The sequence below is a fragment of the Actinoplanes sp. TFC3 genome (genome assembly GCF_001553785.1).
Classification (GTDB): Bacteria; Actinomycetota; Actinomycetes; order Mycobacteriales; family Micromonosporaceae; genus Actinoplanes.
Genome location: NZ_LOJP01000001.1, coordinates 4,658,289 through 4,677,576 on the forward strand (window position 1 = coordinate 4,658,289; position 19,288 = coordinate 4,677,576).

Genomic DNA, 19,288 nt, shown 5'->3' on the forward strand with positions numbered 1-19,288 from the left:
ACCTGATGCTCAACGCTTCCCTGACCGTCGACCCCGCGTTCGTGGTGGGCGAGGTGGACCCGCGGTTGTATGGCTCCTTTGTGGAGCACCTTGGCCGCTGCGTCTACACCGGCATCTATGAACCGGGGCACGCCGCCGCTGACAAGGACGGGTTCCGCCAGGACGTCGCCGCCCTGGTGCGCGAGCTGGGGGTGCCGATCGTGCGCTACCCCGGCGGCAACTTCGTCTCGGGATACCGGTGGGAGGACGGCATCGGCCCGGCGTCGTCACGCCCGACGCGGCTGGATCTGGCGTGGCGTTCGCTGGAGACCAACCAGGTGGGCGTGGATGAGTTCATGACCTGGGCCCGCACGGTGGGCGTCGAGCCGATCATGGCGGTCAACCTGGGCACGCGCGGGATCGATGCGGCGCGTTCGCTGGTCGAGTACTGCAATGTGCCCGGCGGGACGTACTGGTCGGATCTTCGGGGCGGGTCGCCGTACCGGATCAAGACCTGGTGTCTGGGAAATGAAATGGATGGGCCCTGGCAGATCGGGCACAAGACCGCCCGGGAGTACGCCCGCCTGGCGCTCGAAACCGCGAAGGCGATGCGGCAGGTGGATCCGGCGATCGAACTCGTGGCGTGCGGAAGCTCGAACCGGGCCATGCCGACGTTCGGCTCGTGGGAAGCAACAGTGCTCGGCGAGGCGTACGACGCCGTCGACTACGTCTCCATGCACGCCTACTACCAGCAGCACGGCGACGATCGGGCCAGCTTCCTCGCGGTCGCCACCGACATGGACGGCTTCATCGACGACCTCATCGCCACCGCCGACCACGTGCGCGCGGTGGGCCGGCACCGCAAGCGCATCAACATCGCCTTCGACGAGTGGAACGTCTGGTATCAGAGCCGCTTTCCCGGCGAGACCAACCTGGAGATCGAGCAGACCCCGCGGCTGATCGAGGACGTGTACTCGGTGACCGACGCGGTGGTGGTTGGCAACCTGCTGATCAGCCTGCTGCGCCACGCCGACCGGGTGAGGATCGGTTGCCTGGCCCAGTTGGTCAACGTGATCGCGCCGATCATGACCGAGCCGGGGGGACGGGTGTGGAAGCAGGCGTCGTTCCACCCGTTCGCGCTGACCGCCCGGCACGGTCAGGGCACGGTGCTGCAGGTCGCGGTCTCCTCCCCCACGGTGTCCACGGCTTTGTACGGCGACGTGCCGGTCCTGGATGCGGTGGCGGTGTCTTCCGGCGCGGGTGTGGTGGTGTTCGCGGTGAACCGGTCGCTGGACACGCCACTGCGCCTGGAGGTGGACCTGCGGGCCTTCCCGGCGTGCACGTCCGCCTCGCACACCGCGCTCGCCGACGACGACCCGGACGCGGTCAACACGGTCGCCGAACCGGAGCGTGTGGTGCCCCGCTCGTTGTCCGCCACGGTCGACGACGGGCGGCTGCAGGCGGAGCTGCCCGCCCTGTCCTGGAACATGATCCGGCTCAGTTGAGCTGAGCTGCTCCGCTTCAGTGCGGGGACTCCTTCACGGCTCGGGTTCTTCGCTGGCTGGCAGACCGGCAGCGGTGGCGGCGATCATGCGCTGCAGGGTGGGGCGGAACGGCGGGAAGGCCTGCGCGATCTGCGGTTGCTGGTCGTAGAGCTCCTGCAGCGCCGCGGCTGGGCGGGTCAGCGGGAACAGCTTGGCCACGAAGGCGCTGGCCGCCATGACCAGACCGGCGCCGTCGCGCTCGCTCAGCCGCGGGCACGCTGCGGAGATCTGCCTACCCACCTGCAGGTACGTGCCGATGGCCCATTCCTTGTAGACGCGCAGAGCGGCCACCGAGACGTTGTGCTCCAGCATTGTCTCGGCGTGGGTGGTCAGGTCGCAGTACAACGGCCGGTCGGCGTAGGCGTCGGCGAGCACGGTGGCCACCGCCGCAAAACCGCCGGCCAGCTGCAGCCCGGCCTCGGCGGCGTCCGCCCAGTCCGTGCCCTCGCGCATGGCGAGCTGCAGGTAGATCTCCTCGCGCGTGCCGAAGTAGCGCAGCACGTTGGACTTGGCCAGGCCGACAGCGGTGGCGATGTCGCCCAGGCTGACCCGGGCCACTCCCGCGCCCTCGGCCAGCTCGCAGGCCGCGGCCAGAATCGTCGCGCGCCGCCGGTCCTTCTGCTCCGGGCGCCGGGCCCGCTGAAACGGCGTCTCCATAACGGCCACCACCCTATCCCGCAACAGATACCGGAACACCGTTCTCTTGTTAAAAGGACAGTGTTCTCCTATCATCGGTCCCCATGATCGCCGCAGACCTCGCCCGGACCATCGACGCGTTCGTGGCCGTTTTCAACGAACCCCGCCCCGACCTGGACAAGGTGATGGCGTTCTTCGCCGAGGACGCCCGTTACCTGCCCGGCCGCCAGCCCGAGCGCCACGGCTTGGCCCAGATCCGCGCCGAGTTCGCCCCGCAGTTCGCCGGCCGGTACGGCGCCATGACCTTCGACGTGTACGACACGGTGATCGACGAGCAACGCCGCCGGGCCACCATCCGCTGGGCCTGCCGGCTGGACCTGACCGGCGACAACGGGCGGCGGGCGATGCCGGCGCTGCGCTGGTTCGCCCGGGTACGCCACGGCGGGCGGCTGCAGTGGCACGGCCTGGACGTGTTCCACTTCGACGCCGACGGGCTGATCAGCGGCAAGTTCACCTATGCGATGTTCCGGGTGCCGCCGATGCAGCGGTGGGCCAGAACCTAGCTCGCCAGGTCGCTTTCCCGCCAGCCCTCGGCGGCGGCCAGGCGGCGGGCGATCGCCACCACGTCGAGGGCTTGCGGGGACGGGTCGGCGGTGCGCCACAGGATCGACCAGGGGTAGCGCGGCAGCCGGCCCTCCAGCGGACGCCACACCACGTCGGGTGGCCAGAGCGCTGTCGAAGCCGGGATGCACAGCAGGCACCGGCCCTGGGCGACCAGGTCGACGGCGGCGCGCAGGTTCTGCACGCTGCCCGGGAACACCTCGGGGAAGAAGCCTGCCGAACGGCACACCTCGGCCACGAACGCGTTGAACTCCGGAGCCAGGTCCTCGTCGGCCAGAAGCAGGGTTTCGGTGCGCAGGGCGGTGATCGGGATTCGGGGCAGGTGGGCGTACCGGTGAATCGCAGGTAGCACAACGCCCAGCGGATCCATCCGGAAAACCTCGGCGGTGATCCCCGGCGCCCCGCCCGGCAGCCGGCCGATGCCGATGTCGAGACGCCCGCCGGCCAGCAGCCGGCATTGCTCCGGGACGCCGGCCTGCACCTGATGGATCTCCACCTCGGGATGGCGGCCCTGGACCGCGCGCAGGACCGGACGGATCGCGTCATACCCCTCGTCGAGCAAGCCCAGCCGCAAGGTGGGAGCGGCCCCCTGCGCGAGCGCCGCGGCCCGCTCGACATGCTCAAGGATCTGGCGCGCCTCCACCAGGAACCGCGCCCCTGCGGCCGTCAAGGCAACATGCCTGGACGTACGCTCCACGAGGTGCACGCCGACGGCCCGTTCGAGCCGCTGGACGTGGGCGGTCAGCGCGGAGGGGGCGATATGCTCGCGGGCTGCGGCCCGTCCGAAATGCAGTTCCTCGGCGAGGGTGACGAAGTAGCCAAGCTGGCGCAGTTCGATCCGGCCCCGGTGCGCGACCCCGGGCAGAGACTGGACCACCATGACACCCTCCCGATGATCTGGCGTCGATCGGAACGTCTCTCGCAGTGTTATCGCTAACATCACGGTAGTCAATACGTAACGTTGCCGCAAAAGATCCACTTTTGTCGCTCTGTGAGCGTGCACATCGCAAACCCGGCGACGGGCACAGCGCGGAGGCCGCAGCCGGCGCCAGCGGCGTCGACGCTTCCCGGCCGCTCCCTGTTCGAAGACGCCGCACCGGGTAATTGGAGTGCCGCGCTACGTCTGCTGGCCAGCGCCCTGCCCGATGATCAGCCGAGCATCGTGGTCATCGACGAGGTGCCGCACCTGGTCGACCAGGTCGACGCCTTCGAGAGCATCCTGCAGCGGGCCTGGGACCGGGAGCTGAGCCGCAAACCCGTCCTGCTCATTCTCATCGGCTCGAACCTGTCGATGATGGAGGCGCTCAACGAGTACGGGCGGCCGTTTCACCAACGGGGCCGCGAGATGGTCCTCGGCCCGTTGAACCCCGCCGAAGTCGCCGAGATGGCAGGGTTGCCGCCGGCGCCGGCCATCGACGCGGCTCTGGTCACCGGCGGACTTCCGCTCATCTGCGCCGGCTGGGCGCCCGGCACGGATCTGTGGACCTTCCTGGCGGCTCAACTCGCCGATCCCGGGTCGCCGCTGCTCATTTCGGGAGAACGCTCCCTGGCGGCCGAATTTCCGGTGGCGGCCCAGGCGGCGACGGTGCCGGCCGCGATCGGAAGCGGCGAACGAACCTTCACCACCATTGGCAAGGCCGCGACCATCGGGCATGCCCCGCTCGTACGCGCCATCGAGATCCTCATCCGCAAGCGCGTGGTCGCGCCCGAGCTTCCGCTGTCCACGACGGCGTCCAAGGAACGCCGCTACCGGATCACCGACCCGTACCTGCGATTCTGGCTGTACTTCTTGGGCCGGCAACGCATCGACGAGGTCGAAAGAGCCCGAGGCGATCTGGTTCTGCAACGCATCAGAACCGGACGGGCGATCGAGCCGCTGGTCCGCGAGCCCCTGAGCAAACTTCCCCCGACGGTACGCTGGCGGCGCCCACGGCCATGATCCGGGCCTGTGGCTGGGCCCAACCACAGCACAGCCCGCTCGCCGAAGTGGCAAGCGGGTTGTGCTGCCTCAGGCCCACCTCAGCGCGGGACCACGCTCTCGATCGCCCACTCGCGCCACCCGTCGAGCTTGTCCGAGGCGATCTGCAGCTGGTCCGCCACCGGTCCGGGGCCCGTCGAGCCCGGTGTTGTGCGGCCAGCCAGCGCGCTGCGCACCGACAGCACTTGGCGTACCGACGAATCCAGGTGCTCGCTTACCGTTTTGAGGTCGTCGTCGGTGACGTCTTCGAGTTCGCATTCGCGGGCTGCGCACAGGGCTACCAGGCGGCCGGTGATCTCGTGCGCGTCGCGGAACGGTACGCCCTTGCGGACCAGCCAGTCGGCGACCTCGGTGGCCAGGGAGAAGCCGACGGGTGCGGCGGCGGCGAGGCGGTCCACCCGTACCGTCATGGTGGAGATCATGCCCGCCAGAGCCGGCAGCAGGAGTTGCAGCGTGTCCACCGCGTCGAAGACCGGTTCTTTGTCTTCCTGCATGTCGCGGTCGTAGGTCAGCGGCAGGCCCTTGAGCATGGTCAGCACCGCGACCAGACCGCCGATGAGCCGGCCGGCCTTGCCGCGGGCGAGCTCGGCGATGTCCGCGTTCTTCTTCTGCGGCATGATCGAGGAGCCGGTGGCGAACGCGTCGTCGAGGATGACCCAGCCGAACTCGGTGGAGGTCCACAGCACCACCTCCTCGCCCAGCCGGGACAGGTGCACGCCGACCAGGCTGGTGATGAACAGGAACTCGGCGGCGAAGTCGCGGTCGGCCACCCCGTCCATCGAGTTCTGCACGGGGGCCTTGAAGCCCAGCTCCTTGGCCACCGCGGCCGGGTCCAGCGGCAGCGACGAACCAGCCAGCGCCCCCGAGCCCAGCGGCGAGATCGCCGCGCGCTCGTCCCAGTCGCGCAGGCGTTCGAGGTCGCGCAGCAGCGGCTGGACGTGGGCCAGCAGCCAGTGCCCGAAGCTGACCGGCTGGGCGTGCTGCACATGGGTCAGCCCCGGCGCGGGGGTGTCGATGTGCCGGCCGGCCTGCTCCATCAGCGCGTCGGCCAGCTCGACCACCGCGGACGCCACCCCGCGGGCGTGATCGCGCAGGTAGAGCCGCAGGTCGGTGGCTACCTGGTCGTTGCGGGAGCGGCCGGCGCGCAGCTTGCCGCCCAGCGCGCCGAGGCGTTCGAGCAGGCCCCGCTCCAGCGCGGTGTGCACGTCCTCGTCCTCGATGGTGGGGCGGAACTCCCCCGCCGCGCACGCCGACTCGAGATCGTCGAGGGCGGCCAGCATCTTGCCCAGCTCGTCGGCGTCGAGCAGGCCCGCTCCGGCCAGCACGCGGGCGTGAGCCCGGGACGCGGCGATGTCATACGGCGCGAGCCGCCAGTCGAAGTGCACGCTCACGCTCAGGCGCGCGAGCGCGTCGGCCGGTCCACCGGCGAACCGGCCACCCCACAGCCTGGTCGGACCTTCGGTCTCCGGCACTGCTGCCTCCTGTTCGATAAAAACCCAACGATAGGGTCACTGCCATGACGCTCGACCTGCACGATGATGTTGTCTCATTGACCCGCGCGCTCTGCGACATCCCCTCGGTCAGCGGGGAGGAGGCCGTGCTCGCCGATGCCGTGGAGGCCTCGCTGCGCAAGCTCGGGCATCTCGAAGTGCTGCGCGACGGTGATGCCGTGGTGGCGCGTACGCACCTCGGCCGGCAGCGGCGCATCGTGCTCGCCGGGCACTTGGACACCGTACCGATCAAGGACAATCTGCCCACCCGGACCACCGGTGAGGGTGACGCTCAACTCTTGCACGGGCGCGGCACCTGCGACATGAAGGCCGGACTGGCGACCCAGCTGCGCATCGCGGCCACCGTCACCGAGCCGCGTCACGATCTCACGTTCGTCTTCTACGACAACGAGGAGGTCGCCTCGGTGCGCAACGGGCTGGGACGGCTCGTGCGCAACCATCCCGAGTGGCTCGGCGGGGACTTCGCGATTCTCGGGGAGCCGTCGAACGCCGGGGTCGAGGGCGGCTGCCAGGGCACCATGCGCGTACGGATCACGCTCAAAGGCAAGGCCGCGCACACCGCCCGGTCGTGGCGCGGGGTCAATGCGATTCACGCGGCCGCCCCGATCCTTGCGATCCTCAACGCGTACGAACCCCGCCAGCCCCTCGTCGACGGTTTGCAGTACCACGAGGGTCTCAACGCCGTGAACGTGCAGGGCGGGCTGGCCGGCAACGTGGTGCCCGACGAGTGCGTGATCGACATCAACCACCGCTTCGCCCCGGACCGCAGCGTCGCCGCCGCCTACGCCCACCTGCAGGAGGTGTTCGCCGGCTACGAGTTGGAGATCCGCGATCAGGCGCCCGGCGCCCGGCCCGGCCTGGACCAGCCGGCGGCCGCGGAGTTCGTGGCCGTGGTGGGCCGTCAACCGGCGGCCAAGTTCGGCTGGACCGACGTGTCGCGTTTCGCGGAGCTCGGCATTCCGGCGGTGAACTATGCGCCGGGTGACCCGTTGCTGGCCCACACCGACGAAGAGTACGTGCCGGTCGCCGAGATCCGCGAATGCGAGCGCGTCCTGGCTACCTGGCTGCAATAGCCCGGCTCACTCCGGCTTCTCCGGCTGGCCGGCGCTCTTGGCGATCGCACCCGGGATCGCGTACATGTGCGCGAAGGCCCGGGCCTGCTCGCCGCTCCACAGCGACGAGCCGTAGCCGTAGACGACGCCCTCGCGGGTGGCCGCGTCCAGCAAGCTGTACGGGCTGCGGCTGCCCAGCGGGATGATGTTGCCCTTGACCAGCTTGATCCGCACGTGCCCGGTGACCCGCTGCTGGCTGGAGTCCAGGAACGCGCGGAAGTCGTCGAGGATCGGGTCGTAGTAGACGGCCTCGTGCAGCAGGTCGCCGTAGGTGTTGCCGAGCTGCGCCTTGGTGGCCTGCTGGCGGTTGCTGAGCACCAGCTTCTCCAGCTCGCGGTGCGCGGTGATCAGGGTGAGCATGCCGGGGGCTTCGAAGCCAACGCGGGCAAGGTTGCCGACCATGGTCGAGCCCATGTGGATGCCGCGGCCCACGCCGTGCTCGGCGGCCAGGGTGTTCAGCGCGCGCAGGATGGCGTAGTTGGGGGCGTCGCCGCCGGTGCCCTCGATCGGGGTGCCGTCGGCGGTGGTCGCCGAGACGACCTCACCCTTGACGAATTCCAGGATCAGTTCCACGCCGGCGGCGGGGGCGTCATCGATGGATTTCGTGTACGTCCACGCGTCCTGCGGCAGATAGTCCCACGATCCGTAGGTCTCCTTGCCGCCGATCGAGGTGCCGATGAGCCCCTCGTTGATCGAGTACGTGGTGACCTTGTCCGGGGTGTGGAACCCGTGCTGCAGCAGGAAGTCGCGCTCGAACTCGCGGGTCAGCCGCTCGTCGCGGATGGGCGTGACGATCTCCATCTGCGGCGCCAGCGCGCGGATCACCGAGTCGTAGCGCACGTGGTCCGCACCGGCACCGGTGGAGCCGTGCGCGACCGCGTCGGCATTGTTGTCCAGCGCCGCCTGCACGACCCGCTCGGCCTGCACGAGCCGCTCGGCGCCCACGCACGACGGGTACGCGCCGTTGCGCAGGTAGTTCGCCTTGATCGCGTACGTGATGACGCGGGAGTAGAGCTCCTCACGGGCGTCGATGACGAAATGCTGAGCCGCGCCGAGTTCCTCCGCGCGCTGGCGCACCACGTCGGCCTCACCGCTGTGCAGGCCACCGGTGTCGATGTTGGCGGTCAGCACCTCCCAGCCCTGCTCCTTGAGGGAGACCAGGGCGTACGACGTGTCGAGGCCGCCGGAGAACGCGAGGACGATCTTGCGCTTGGACATCAGTTTCCTTCAGCAAAGGGGACTTCGAGGATCGGCACGTACGACGACCCGTCGCGGACGATGTGGCCGGGGGCCAGCACGAAGTAGCGGGACTCGCGGGCCTCGATGGCTTTCTGCATGGCCCGCTGCCGGTCGTAGTCGAACGGGTCGAGCAGGAACGTGGGCTCCGGCTCGCGCTCGGTGACCGGCAGCGTGAAGTCGTTCTCATAGACGAACGAGCCGGGCGAGGTGTGGAACGGCACGGTCGCCACCATGATCTGCAACCGGCCGAACTTGGTGTGCACGCGCAGCGCCGTGTTGTCGTACTGGGTGACGCCGTCGAGCTTCTTCGCCTGGTAGACCGAGAGCGCGAGGGCTTTGAGAGCCCGGCCGAGCCCGACGTTGGTCATGACCGACCACAGCGACCAGCCGACCCACGTGCCGGGCGCCGCGCTGGGCGCCGCACAGTAGCCGCCGATCGGGATGGGACCGGTGTAGTCACTAGCCTTTGCCTTCTCGAACACCGCACGCAGGTGCTTCTTCGCGTCGTCGTCGAACGCGCTGGTTTCCAGCGTCTCGGTGAACAACGACTGGGGCAGCGCCGCGATGACTGCCGCCGAGGGCATCAGGATCAGGTCGACCATCACCCACTGCGGCATCGGGATGCCCCGGTCGCCGAACGCGATGCCGTTGATCACGTTGAACAGGTTGAGGAACTCGCCGGTGTCCCAGCCCTTGTCGCCGGTGGTCTCGGTGAAGTCGAGCCAGTCCAGCTTGTGGCCGTAGGGCGCCTCGTTCAGGTACGGCCGCAGCGTGTCGTTCGACGCCAGGTAGAACTCCAGCCCGTGCGCCTGAAGCTTCTGCATGTTGTCGGCGAAGCCCGGGAAGTGCGCCTCGACGATGGGCTGCTGGGCGATCACGACGGAACCCCTTCACTGTCGGTACGGCTCCACGCCGTCAGCTTCCCGGCGAGGCGGGCGCCGGACCCGGTGTCGATCGCGGGCTCGCGGGCCACGATGAGGATGGTGTCGTCGCCCGCGATGGTGCCGACCACGTCGGGCAGCCCCGAGCGGTCCAGCGCGCTGGCCAGGAACTGCGCGGCCCCCGGCGGCACCCGCAGCACCACCAGATTGCCGCTGACGTCCACCGAGGTGAGCAACTCGCGCAGCAGCCGCACGAGCCGCGCGGGCGCCTCCTCGGCCGTGCGCAGCGGGGGCCGCCCGTCCTCGGGGATCACATACACCCCGCCGGTCTTGACGGCCCGAAGCTCCTCGAGGTCACGCGACAGCGTTGCCTGCGTCACCTGCACCCCGTGTTCGTGCAACCTGCGGGACAGCTCGACCTGTGAGCGCACGTTGTCGCACCACACGATGTCGATGATGAGAGCGTGCCGCGCCGCCCGCGTGCCCGGCGCGGTCATGACGGGTCGGCCGCCAGCAGCCAGGCCAGCAGAGCCTTCTGGGCGTGCAGGCGGTTCTCGGCCTGGTCGAACACCGCGCTCTGCGGTCCGTCGAGCACCTCGTCGGTGATCTCCTCGCCCCGGTGAGCCGGCAGGCAGTGCAGCACGATCGCGTCGGGTGCGGCCACGGCGAGCAGCTCCTGGTTGACCTGGTAGGCCCGGAACGGGGTGACCCGGTCGGCGCCGTCGTCCTCTTGGCCCATCGAGGTCCACGCGTCGGTGGCCAGCACGTGGGCGCCGGCCGCCGCCTCGTGCGGGTCGCGCAGCACGCTGACCGAGCCGCCGGTGTCCGCCGCGATCTTGGCTGCCTGGGCCACCACCGCGGGATCGGGGTCGAAGCCCTCGGGCCCGGCCACCCGCACGTGCATCCCGGCGGTCGCCCCGGCCAGCAGGTAGGAGTGCGCCATGTTGTTCGCGGCATCGCCCACATAGGTCAGCACCCGGCCCGCGGTGCTGCCGGAACGCTCGCGGATCGTCTGCAGGTCGGCCAGCAGCTGGCAGGGGTGGAAGCCGTCGGTGAGCGCGTTGACCACCGGGACGTGCACGTCGGAGGCCAGCTCGGCGAGCCGCTCGTCGCCGGAGGTGCGGAACACGATCGCCGAGACGTAGCGCGACACCACCCGCCCGGCGTCGGCCAGCGACTCGCCCCGGCCGAAGTGGGTGGCCTGGGTGTCCACCACTATCGCGTTGCCGCCCAGCTCGGGAATGCCGGTCTCGAAGGACAGCCGGGTCCGCAGGCTGACCTTGTCGAAGAACACGGCGACCGACCGGGGGCCCTCCAGCGGCCGGTAGCGGAACCGGTCGGCCTTCATCTCGGCCGCCAGCTCCAGCACCTCGTTCTGCTCGGCCGGGCTCAGGTCGTCGTCGCGCAGGAAGTGCCGGGTCACGGGAGAGCCTCCTGGAAGGCCGCGACGAATGCCTCGGCCTGGTCGGTCTTGAGGATGAGCGGCGGGGCGAGCCGGATGGCGTCGGGCTGCACCGCGTTGACGAGGAACCCGGCGTCGCGCAGCTTGCCCGCGATCTCGGCGGAGGCATTCCCGGTGAACACGATACCCAGCAGCAGCCCGGCGCCGCGGACCCCGGACACCAGCGGGTGGTTGAGCCCCTCGATGCCGCGGCGGATCAGCTCGCCGACCCGCTTGACGTGGTCGAGCAGCCCCTCGCCGGCGATGGTGCGGATGACCGCGAGCCCGGCCGCGCAGCTGACCGGGTTGCCGCCGAAGGTGGTGCCGTGCGAGCCGGGGGTGAACAGCTCGGCGGCCCGGCCGAACGCCAGGCACGCACCGATGGGCAGCCCACCACCCAGGCCCTTGGCCAGCGTGACGACGTCGGGTTCGACGCCTTCGCCCTGGTGATGGAACCAGTGCCCGGTGCGCCCGATGCCGGTCTGCACCTCGTCGAGCACCAGCAACGCCCCGGTACGGTCACAGATCTCCCGAGCCGCGGCCAGGTAACCGCTCGGGGGCACGACAACACCCATCTCGCCCTGGATGGGTTCGAGGATGACCATGGCGGTCTCCCCCGTGACGGCGGTGCGCAGCGCCTCGGCATCGCCGTAGGGCACGTGCGTCACCTCGCCGGGCAGCGGCCGGAACGGGTCGGCCTTGGCGGGCTGGCCGGTCAGCGCCAGCGCCCCCATCGTGCGGCCGTGGAACCCGCCCTCGGCCGCGACCACGTGGGTGCGCCCGGTGAGCCGGGACAGCTTGAACGCGGCCTCGTTGGCCTCGGCCCCGGAGTTGCCGAAGATGACCCGGCCGGGCCGCCCGGCCAGCGCCAGCAGCAGCTCGGCCAGGGCGACCGGCGGCTCGGAGACGTAGAAATTGGACACGTGCCCGAGCGAGGAGATCTGCTGGGTGACCGCCTCGACCACGGCGGGGTGGGCGTGCCCGAGGGCGTTCACCGCGATGCCGCCGAGCAAGTCGACGTACTGCTTGCCGTCCTCGCCGGTGAGCACCGCGCCCTCACCGCGCACCAGGCCCAGTGCCGGGGTGCCGTAGTTGTTCATCAAGCTCTGGGACCAACGCTCGACCAGGCTGCTCATGACGGCACCACCATGGTTCCGATTCCTTCCGAGGTGAACACTTCCAGCAGGGTGGAGTGCGGGACCCGGCCGTCGACGACGTGCGCGGCGGGCACCCCGCCCAGCACGGCGCGCAGGCACGCCTCCATCTTGGGCACCATGCCCGCTTCCAGGCCGGGCAGCAGCTTCTCCAACTCGTCGGCGCCGATGCGGTGGGTCAGCGACGAGGTGTCGGGCCAGTTGGTGTAGAGCCCGGCCACGTCGGTGAGCACGACCAGCTTGCGCGCGCCCAGCGCCACCGCGAGCGCGGCCGCGGCGGTGTCGGCGTTGACGTTGTGCACCACGCCGTCGGCGTCGGGGGCGACGCTGGCGATGACCGGGATGCGCCCGGCGGCGATGAGGTCGTCGACCGCTGACGTGTCGACCTTTGCCACGTCGCCCACCTGGCCGATGTCGACCGGTTCACCGTCGATGACGGCGGGCCGGCGCACCGCGGTGAACAGCCGCGCGTCCTCCCCGGACAGCCCGACCGCGAACGGGCCGTGCTGGTTGATCAGGCCGACCAGCTCGCGCCCGACCTGCCCGACGAGCACCATCCGGACCACGTCCATGGCCTCGGCGGTGGTGACGCGCAGCCCGCCGCGGAACTCGCTCTCGATGCCCAGCGTGGTGAGCATCCGCGAGATCTGCGGGCCGCCGCCGTGCACGACCACGGGTCGCAGCCCGGCGTAGCGCAGGAACACCATGTCGGCCGCGAACGCCGCCTGCAGCTCGGGCTTGATCATGGCGTTGCCGCCGTACTTGATGACGACGGTGGCGCCGTGGAAGCGCTCCAGCCACGGCAGGGTCTCGATCAGGACGGCGGCTTTCTCATGCGGGGTCATGTGCTGTAGGCCGAATTCTCGTGGACGTAGGCGTGGCTCAGGTCGGTGGTCCAGATGGTGGCGTCCATCTCGCCCTCGTGCAGGTGCACCTGGATGGTGACGTCGCGCCCGGACAGATCCACCTTGGACCGGTCCTCGGCCGCGGCCCCGCCCTTGCACACCCAGACGCCGTTGACGCCCACGTCGATGCGGTCGGGCGCGAACGCCGCCCGGGTGGTGCCGACGGCGGCAAGGATGCGTCCCCAGTTGGGGTCGTTGCCGAACATCGCGGTTTTGACCAGGTTGTTGCCGGCCACCGCGCGGCCGACCTCGACCGCGTCGGCCTCGCTGGCCGCGCCGAGCACCTCGATGACGATGTGCTTGGTGGCGCCCTCGGCATCGGCGATCAGCTGCTGCGCAAGATCGTGGCAGGCGGTGGTGACCGCGGCGGTCAGCTCCTGCTGGCTGGGCTGCACATCGGAGGCGCCGCTGGCCAGCAGCAGCACGGTGTCATTCGTCGACATGCAGCCATCGGCGTCGATGCGGTCGAAGGTCAGCCGGGTCGCCTCGCGCAGCGCGGTGTCCAGGGCCTCGGAGCCGGCCACCGCGTCGGTGGTGAGCACGACCAGCATGGTGGCCAGGGCCGGCGCGAGCATCCCGGCGCCCTTGGCCATGCCGCCGACCGACCAGCCCTCCCCCTCGACGTGCACGTTCTTGGCCACGGTGTCGGTGGTCATGATCGCGGTGGCCGCGTCCGGGCCGCCCGCGGTGGTCAGTCCCTTGACCGCGGCGGTGACGCCGGGCAGCAGCTTGTCCATCGGCAGCAGCTCACCGATCAGCCCGGTGGAGCACACCGCGACGTCGCCGGCTCCGATGAGCAGCGGCTTGGGCAGCCCCCGCAGCACCCCGGCGACGTGCTCAGCGGTGGCGTGGGTGTCGCGGAAGCCCTGGGTGCCGGTGCACGCGTTGGCCCCGCCGGAGTTGAGCACGACCGCCCGGACCACGCCGCCCTTGAGCACCTGCTGGCTCCAGAGCACGGGGGCGGCCTTGACCCGGTTGCCGGTGAACACGCCGGCCACTGTGGCGTCGGGACCGTCGTTGACGACCAGGGCCACGTCGGGCGCGCCGCTGGTCTTGAGCCCGGCGGCGACGCCAGCGGCCCGGAACCCCTTGGGTTTGGTGATGCTCACGGTGCCACCCCGAAGATCGAGAGCCCTGCGGTTTCATCCAGCCCGAGCATGAGGTTGGCGTTCTGCACGGCCTGCGATGCCGCGCCCTTGCCGAGGTTGTCCAGGGCGCTGAGCACGACGATGCGACCGGAGTCGACGTCGACGGTGGCCTGCAGGTGACAGGAGTTGGAGCCGAGCGTCGCGGCGGTGTGCGGCCAGGTCCCCTCGGCCAGTACGTGCACGAACGGCTCGTCGGCGTAGGCGGCCTGCAGCACCTCCCGCGGCGGGGTGTGCCCGATCGGCTTGGCGGTGACCGTGGCCAGGATGCCGCGCGGCATCGGCGCCAGCACCGGGGTCATCGACAGCGAGTCGGCCCCGGTGGCCTGCTTGATCTCGGGCACGTGCTGGTGGGCCCCCACCTTGTACGGGCTCAGGTCGCCCATCACCTCGCTGCCGAGCAGGTTGACCTTCGCGCTGCGGCCCGCGCCCGAGGTGCCGGACGAGGCCACGACCACGACGTCGGCCGGGTCGGCGACCCCGGCAGCGATCAGCGGGGCGAGCGCCAGGGTGATGGTGACGGCGTAGCAGCCGGTGTTGGCGACCCGGTCGCTCGCGGCGATCGCGGCGCGCTGGCCGGGCAACTCGGGCAGCCCGTAGGTCCAGGTGCCGGCGTGGGTGCCGCCGTAGTAGCGCTGCCAGGCCGCGGCGTCCTGCAGCCGGAAGTCGGCGCCCAGGTCGACGATCTTGACGCCGCCGCTCAGCTGGGCGGCCAGGGCGGCCGACTGCCCGTGCGGCAGGGCGAGGAAGACCAGATCCGCGTCGCCCAGGGTGGCGGCGCCGGTCGACCCGAGCGTGAGGTCGAGACCCGCTAACTGAGGGTGCACGGCGGACACGGGCGCCCCCGCCTGCGTGTGTGCCGTGGCGGCCACGAGGTCGAGTTCGGGGTGCCCGGCGATGAGCCGCAACAGCTCACCCCCGGCATACCCACTCGCCCCGGCGACAGCGACCCGGATTCCCATACCTACCTCCGCATGACTATGCAGAGGACCGTATAACGCCTCGGCGCGCGGAAGCAAGCGTGATTCCCCCGTCCCGGCCGAGGTACTCGTCACTTGCCGGGATACCCCCGTCCGGAGTAAGCCTGCGGGCATGGCTGACAAAGATCTGGCTCGCATCCGGGAAACCGCCCTGGCCTACGCCGAGGCCGTGCGCACCACCCAGCGCTTCCTCGATCGCGTCGAGGACCTCGAGGACCCGTCCGTGCTGGCCGAATATGCGACGCTGGCCGAACGCGAGAAGCAGGCCCAGGGCGCGCGCACGGACGCGCTGGATGCGGCCGGTCTCACGGTGGCGAGCATCGAGGGCAGCGCCGAGGCATAGATCAGTTCCGGTACCAATTGACCGAAAAGCCGACCCCCGCGGAGCCCGGTACCGGTTCCGGACTGTGCGACACTTCCGACGTTTACCGATGAGTTGCCGTTCGGAAACCGTGTGTCGCGCGGTCGGACCGACAGGAGTTGCCTCGTGGGCCTTGACGACCCGTACCGTGATCCCAGCCTGAGCATCGAGCAGCGGGTCGACGACCTGCTGGCCCGGATGACGCTGGCCGAGAAGGTCGGGCAGATGCTGCAGCTGGATGCCCGCCGGGACCTGAAGGCCGCGGTGAGCGAGAAGCTGGCCGGGTCGATCCTGCACGCCTCCCCGCAGCGCATGCTGGAGGCCATCGACCTGGCCGCCGGCACCCGGCTCGGCATCCCGCTGATCACCGCCGAGGACTGCATCCACGGCCACGGCTTCTGGTCCGGCGCCACCGTCTTCCCGTCCCAGCTCGCCATGGCCGCCACCTGGGACGCCGCCCTGATCGAGCGGGTGGCCCGCACCACCGCCATCGAGGTGTCCGCGACCGGCATCCACTGGACCTTCTCCCCCGTGCTGTGCATCGCCCGCGACCTGCGCTGGGGCCGGCTGGACGAGACGTTCGGCGAGGACCCGTTCCTGATCGGCGAGCTCGGTGCCGCCATGATCCGCGGCTACCAGGGCGACGGGCTCACCGACCCCACCGCGGTGCTCGCCACCGCCAAGCACTTCGCCGGCTACTCCGAGACCCAGGGCGGCCGCGACGCCAGCGAGGCCGACCTGAGCCCGCGCAAACTGCGAGCCTGGTTCCTGCCGCCGTTCGAGCGCGCCGCCAAGGACGGCTGCCGGGTGTTCATGCTCGGCTACCAGTCGATCGACGGCGTGCCCATCACGGCGAACAAGTGGCTGCTCAACGACGTGCTCAAGGACGAGTGGGGCTTCACCGGCACGCTGGTCACCGACTGGGACAACGTCGGGCGCATGGTGTGGGAGCAGAAGGTCTGCGCCAACGACGTCGAGGCCGCGGCGGTGGCCGTCAAAGCCGGGAACGACCTGGTCATGACCACACCGTCGTTCTTCGAGGGCGCCCAAGGAGCTGTCGAGCAGGGGCTGCTGGCCGAGGAGGAGGTCGATGCGGCCGTACGGCGAATCCTGCGGTTGAAGTTCGAACTGGGCCTTTTCGAAAACCCGCGGGCCCCCGACGCCGAGCGGCAGGCCGCGGTGATCGGGCACGCCGATCATGCTGCGCTCAACCTCGAGGTGGCGCGGCGCTCGCTGGTGCTGCTCAAGAACGACGGCACGCTGCCGCTCGCGGGCACCGGCGCCAAGACCGTCGCGATCATCGGTCCCAACGCCGACGCCCCGCAGTCGCAACTGGGTGACTGGGCCGGCGCCTCCGGGCAGATCGACTGGATGCCCGACGGCCAGCCGCGTGAGCTGATCGAAACGGTGCTCGACGGCTTCCGCGCGGTGGTCCCGCCGACCTGGACGGTCACCAGCGCCCAGGGCGCCAACATCGAGGTGCTGGTGCCCGACCCGCTGGGCGAGTTCTACCCCGACGGCCAGCCCCGCCCGCCGATCTCGCGTCCAGCGGTGGCCGAGCCCGCGCTGATCGCCGAGGCGGTGCAGACCGTGCAGGCGGCGGACTACGCGGTGGTCGTGGTGGGTGACACGGTCGCGCTGACGGGGGAGAGCAAATCGACGGCGACCCTGGAACTGCAGGGTGGCCAGCTCGCACTGCTGGAGGCATTGGCCGATTCGGGTACGCCCACAGTGATCGTGCTGCTCAACTCCAAGCCCGCCGTGCTGCCGCCGTCCGTGCTCAACTCTGCGGCCATCATCCAGGCGTTCAACCCCGGTATGCGCGGCGGCCGGGCGCTGGCCGAGCTGGTGCTGGGCCACATCGAGCCGACCGGCCGGATGCCCGTCTCGGCGGCGCGGCACGTCGGTCAGCAGCCGATCTACTACAACCAGATCCGTGGCCAGCACGGCAACCGCTACGCCGACCTGAGCCAGGACCCGCTGTTCGTCTTCGGTGAGGGCCTGAGTTACACCACTGTCGAATACTCGGATCTGCGCATCGCCGAGCCCGGCGTCAGCGCGGACGGGGTGATCCGGGCCAGCATCATGCTCACCAACACCGGCTCACGACCGGCGCTGGAAACCGTGCAGGCCTACATCAGCGACCTGGTCACCAGCATCACCTGGGCGACCAAGGAGCTCAAGGCGTACCGGCAGGTCACGGTCGAGCCGGGCACCCAGGTGACCGTCGAGCTGGAGGTCCGCGCGGCCGACTGCTCACTGGTCACCGCGGCCGGGCGGCGCGTGGTCGAGCCGGGCGAGTTCGACCTGCTGGTGGGGCCGAACTCGCGTCAGACGAACCTGCTGGCCGCGCGTTTCCGGATCGGTTAACCCACGTACGACGCCGCGGCTACCCGTCGCATCGTGTAGCCGAGGCGCTCGTAGGTGCGTACCGCCGGAAGGTTGTCGTGATCCACGAGCAGCGCGACCATGTGGCGTCCGGTGAGCAGGTGGTTGGTCAGGGCTCCGCACAGTTTCGTGGCGAGTCCCCGACCGCGGCGGTCCCGGCGGGTCGCCACGCCCGAGATGAAACCGATCCGGCTCGTCGTCCAGGCATCGGTGGCCACGGCCAGGAGCCCACTGTCGCTGTCGCGCTGGCCGAGCCATCGCTCGACGCCCGGCCAGCCCGGACGGGCGAACGAGTGCGGATGGTTCTCGTCGAGGAAGGCGCCGGCCTGCTCATCACCGACCCTGACCAGCTCTGACCGGGCATCCGGGACGCAAGCAGTGGTGGCCATCCAGCCGAACTGCGCGATCGTCTCGATGCCGTCGACGCGCGCGATGAGGTCCTCGTCGCCGATGGGATGCAAGCCCTCGACCTGGGACCGGATGCGGCGCAGCAGCTCGCTGACATCGGCGGCACTTCCGCGCACGGCGATGCGGTCACGGTTGGCGACCTGCTGACGGGCCACCGCCACGGCGTCGCCCAGCGCCCAGGCGCGCATCCCGGGCCGCAGGTCCTGCGCCGCCCAGACCAGCAGCGGATCCTCGTCGGCTGGGATCGAGTCGAGGGAAAACACGTCGAGCGCAGTCACGGAAGTTGACCGTACCTGGCATGCTCAGCGGCGTGGTTCTCCCCTCCCGCCTGCACACCTGGCTGCGCCGGCTCACCTGCCTCGGCGCTCTCGGCGTCGCCGCGTCGGTCCTGGCCATGGCGGCCGGAGACCTGTGGGTGCGTTCCAGTGCCCACGGCCACGTGTACGAGGAAAGCGCCGTCCCGGCCGCGCCGGTGGCCCTGGTCCTGGGTGCCGAGGTCTACCCCGACGGCAACCCGTCACCGTTCCTGGCCGCCCGCCTCGAAATCGCCCGCCAGCTACTCGCCGCCGGCAAGGTCAAGGCCATCCTCGTCTCCGGCGACCACCGCGAGTGGGACTACAACGAGCCCGGCGCGATGTTCAAGTGGCTGCTCGACCGCGGCGTGCCCAACAGCCGGATCGTGCTCGACCACGCCGGCTTCGACACCTACGACTCGTGCGCCAGGGCCAAGGAGATCTTCGGCGTCACAGCGCTCACCGTGGTGACCCAGAGCTACCACATCGACCGGGCCGTCACCGTGTGCCGCAGCCTGGGTATCGAGGCGAACGGCGTGGCCGACGACTCCGTGCGGGTCTACCGCGAACCCTGGTACCACAGCGTGGCCCGCGAGCGCGGTGCGGTCGTCAAGGCGATGATCGACGTGGTGTCCGGGCGTGATCCGGTGTTCCTCGGCCCGCACGAGACCGGCGTGGACAAGGCGCTGGCTTGACCCCGTCCATCAAAATA

Annotated in this window: 19 protein-coding genes; 7 read left to right on the top strand and 12 right to left on the bottom strand. The window is 70.3% G+C overall.

Annotation, left to right across the window (positions count from 1 at the left end; genetic code table 11):
* Positions 1-5: 5 nt before the first annotated feature.
* Positions 6-1,484 carry an alpha-N-arabinofuranosidase gene (locus TFC3_RS20990; RefSeq protein WP_067502598.1) on the top strand — a complete coding sequence of 493 codons (1,479 nt, stop codon included), beginning with the start codon at positions 6-8 and terminating at the stop codon, positions 1,482-1,484.
* A 33-nt stretch (positions 1,485-1,517) separates the two neighbouring features.
* On the opposite strand, the gene TFC3_RS20995 is transcribed toward TFC3_RS20990, so the two are convergent.
* Positions 1,518-2,180: a TetR/AcrR family transcriptional regulator gene (locus TFC3_RS20995; RefSeq protein WP_067502601.1), complete on the bottom strand. Its 663-nt coding sequence runs from the start codon at positions 2,178-2,180 to the stop codon at positions 1,518-1,520.
* 83 nt (positions 2,181-2,263) lie between these two features.
* Between TFC3_RS20995 and TFC3_RS21000 the strand changes: the two genes are divergently transcribed.
* The gene (locus TFC3_RS21000) at positions 2,264-2,722 is read left to right on the top strand and encodes a nuclear transport factor 2 family protein (RefSeq protein WP_067502604.1); all 459 of its coding nucleotides are present in this window, start codon (positions 2,264-2,266) and stop codon (positions 2,720-2,722) included.
* Here TFC3_RS21000 and TFC3_RS21005 read toward each other — a convergent pair.
* Positions 2,719-3,660, bottom strand: a complete 942-nt coding sequence (locus TFC3_RS21005; RefSeq protein ID WP_067502607.1) for a LysR family transcriptional regulator — start codon at positions 3,658-3,660, stop codon at positions 2,719-2,721. The two genes, TFC3_RS21000 and TFC3_RS21005, sit on opposite strands and share 4 nt — an antisense overlap.
* 111 nt (positions 3,661-3,771) lie before the next feature.
* Between TFC3_RS21005 and TFC3_RS21010 the strand changes: the two genes are divergently transcribed.
* Positions 3,772-4,719: an ATP-binding protein gene (locus TFC3_RS21010; protein ID WP_153040323.1), complete on the top strand. Its 948-nt coding sequence runs from the start codon at positions 3,772-3,774 to the stop codon at positions 4,717-4,719.
* Between the two features lie 80 nt (positions 4,720-4,799).
* Here the strand turns inward: TFC3_RS21010 and argH are convergent, their stop codons facing one another.
* A complete protein-coding gene (gene argH / locus TFC3_RS21015) occupies positions 4,800-6,230 on the bottom strand; it encodes an argininosuccinate lyase (protein WP_236718235.1) in 1,431 nt (476 codons plus the stop codon).
* A gap of 44 nt (positions 6,231-6,274) precedes the next feature.
* Between argH and dapE the strand changes: the two genes are divergently transcribed.
* Positions 6,275-7,342 carry a succinyl-diaminopimelate desuccinylase gene (gene dapE, locus TFC3_RS21020; protein ID WP_067502615.1) on the top strand — a complete coding sequence of 356 codons (1,068 nt, stop codon included), beginning with the start codon at positions 6,275-6,277 and terminating at the stop codon, positions 7,340-7,342.
* Between the two features lie 6 nt (positions 7,343-7,348).
* On the opposite strand, the gene TFC3_RS21025 is transcribed toward dapE, so the two are convergent.
* The 8 genes from TFC3_RS21025 to argC are packed head-to-tail and all read right to left on the bottom strand — an operon-like array spanning position 7,349 to position 15,108.
* The gene (locus TFC3_RS21025; protein WP_067502618.1) at positions 7,349-8,599 is read right to left on the bottom strand and encodes an argininosuccinate synthase; all 1,251 of its coding nucleotides are present in this window, start codon (positions 8,597-8,599) and stop codon (positions 7,349-7,351) included.
* A complete protein-coding gene (locus TFC3_RS21030; protein WP_236718236.1) occupies positions 8,599-9,498 on the bottom strand; it encodes a hypothetical protein in 900 nt (299 codons plus the stop codon). The genes TFC3_RS21025 and TFC3_RS21030 overlap by 1 nt, the downstream gene beginning before the upstream one ends.
* Positions 9,495-9,998 carry an arginine repressor gene (locus TFC3_RS21035; RefSeq protein WP_067502621.1) on the bottom strand — a complete coding sequence of 168 codons (504 nt, stop codon included), beginning with the start codon at positions 9,996-9,998 and terminating at the stop codon, positions 9,495-9,497. Before TFC3_RS21035 ends, TFC3_RS21030 begins: the two co-directional genes overlap by 4 nt.
* Complete coding sequence (gene argF / locus TFC3_RS21040; RefSeq protein ID WP_067502625.1) at positions 9,995-10,924, bottom strand: ornithine carbamoyltransferase; 930 nt, start codon at positions 10,922-10,924, stop codon at positions 9,995-9,997. Before argF ends, TFC3_RS21035 begins: the two co-directional genes overlap by 4 nt.
* Positions 10,921-12,078, bottom strand: a complete 1,158-nt coding sequence (locus TFC3_RS21045; RefSeq protein WP_067502627.1) for an acetylornithine transaminase — start codon at positions 12,076-12,078, stop codon at positions 10,921-10,923. The genes argF and TFC3_RS21045 overlap by 4 nt, the downstream gene beginning before the upstream one ends.
* Entirely contained in the window at positions 12,075-12,941 is an 867-nt protein-coding gene (gene argB / locus TFC3_RS21050; RefSeq protein ID WP_067502630.1) for an acetylglutamate kinase, read from the bottom strand. Before argB ends, TFC3_RS21045 begins: the two co-directional genes overlap by 4 nt.
* On the bottom strand, positions 12,938-14,110 hold the full coding sequence (gene argJ / locus TFC3_RS21055) for a bifunctional glutamate N-acetyltransferase/amino-acid acetyltransferase ArgJ (protein WP_067502633.1): 1,173 nt from the start codon (positions 14,108-14,110) through the stop codon (positions 12,938-12,940). Before argJ ends, argB begins: the two co-directional genes overlap by 4 nt.
* Entirely contained in the window at positions 14,107-15,108 is a 1,002-nt protein-coding gene (gene argC, locus TFC3_RS21060) for an N-acetyl-gamma-glutamyl-phosphate reductase (protein ID WP_067502635.1), read from the bottom strand. The genes argJ and argC overlap by 4 nt, the downstream gene beginning before the upstream one ends.
* 130 nt (positions 15,109-15,238) lie before the next feature.
* Here argC and TFC3_RS21065 point away from each other — a divergent pair, with 130 nt between their 5' ends.
* Both TFC3_RS21065 and TFC3_RS21070 read left to right on the top strand, forming a co-directional pair.
* Positions 15,239-15,469: a hypothetical protein gene (locus TFC3_RS21065; RefSeq protein ID WP_067502638.1), complete on the top strand. Its 231-nt coding sequence runs from the start codon at positions 15,239-15,241 to the stop codon at positions 15,467-15,469.
* A 144-nt stretch (positions 15,470-15,613) separates the two neighbouring features.
* Positions 15,614-17,857 (top strand): glycoside hydrolase family 3 N-terminal domain-containing protein, encoded by a 2,244-nt coding sequence (locus tag TFC3_RS21070; protein WP_067502641.1) that lies wholly within the window; start codon positions 15,614-15,616, stop codon positions 17,855-17,857.
* Here the strand turns inward: TFC3_RS21070 and TFC3_RS21075 are convergent.
* Positions 17,854-18,561, bottom strand: a complete 708-nt coding sequence (locus TFC3_RS21075; RefSeq protein WP_082772203.1) for a GNAT family N-acetyltransferase — start codon at positions 18,559-18,561, stop codon at positions 17,854-17,856. The two genes, TFC3_RS21070 and TFC3_RS21075, sit on opposite strands and share 4 nt — an antisense overlap.
* Positions 18,562-18,581: 20 nt before the next feature.
* On the opposite strand from TFC3_RS21075, the gene TFC3_RS21080 reads away from it, so the two are divergent.
* Positions 18,582-19,271, top strand: a complete 690-nt coding sequence (locus TFC3_RS21080) for an ElyC/SanA/YdcF family protein (RefSeq protein ID WP_067502644.1) — start codon at positions 18,582-18,584, stop codon at positions 19,269-19,271.
* Positions 19,272-19,288: the final 17 nt, after the last annotated feature.

What these genes read in the sequence shown, in the direction of transcription:
- TFC3_RS20990 (WP_067502598.1), top strand. Translation starts at nt 6, where the DNA reads ATGCTCAACGCTTCCCTGACCGTCGACCCCGCGTTCGTGGTGGGCGAG.
- TFC3_RS20995 (WP_067502601.1), bottom strand. Translation starts at nt 2,180, where the DNA reads ATGGAGACGCCGTTTCAGCGGGCCCGGCGCCCGGAGCAGAAGGACCGG.
- TFC3_RS21000 (WP_067502604.1), top strand. Translation starts at nt 2,264, where the DNA reads ATGATCGCCGCAGACCTCGCCCGGACCATCGACGCGTTCGTGGCCGTT.
- TFC3_RS21005 (WP_067502607.1), bottom strand. Translation starts at nt 3,660, where the DNA reads ATGGTGGTCCAGTCTCTGCCCGGGGTCGCGCACCGGGGCCGGATCGAA.
- dapE (WP_067502615.1), top strand. Translation starts at nt 6,275, where the DNA reads ATGACGCTCGACCTGCACGATGATGTTGTCTCATTGACCCGCGCGCTC.
- TFC3_RS21025 (WP_067502618.1), bottom strand. Translation starts at nt 8,599, where the DNA reads ATGTCCAAGCGCAAGATCGTCCTCGCGTTCTCCGGCGGCCTCGACACG.
- TFC3_RS21035 (WP_067502621.1), bottom strand. Translation starts at nt 9,998, where the DNA reads ATGACCGCGCCGGGCACGCGGGCGGCGCGGCACGCTCTCATCATCGAC.
- TFC3_RS21045 (WP_067502627.1), bottom strand. Translation starts at nt 12,078, where the DNA reads ATGAGCAGCCTGGTCGAGCGTTGGTCCCAGAGCTTGATGAACAACTAC.
- argB (WP_067502630.1), bottom strand. Translation starts at nt 12,941, where the DNA reads ATGACCCCGCATGAGAAAGCCGCCGTCCTGATCGAGACCCTGCCGTGG.
- argC (WP_067502635.1), bottom strand. Translation starts at nt 15,108, where the DNA reads ATGGGAATCCGGGTCGCTGTCGCCGGGGCGAGTGGGTATGCCGGGGGT.
- TFC3_RS21065 (WP_067502638.1), top strand. Translation starts at nt 15,239, where the DNA reads ATGGCTGACAAAGATCTGGCTCGCATCCGGGAAACCGCCCTGGCCTAC.
- TFC3_RS21080 (WP_067502644.1), top strand. Translation starts at nt 18,582, where the DNA reads ATGCTCAGCGGCGTGGTTCTCCCCTCCCGCCTGCACACCTGGCTGCGC.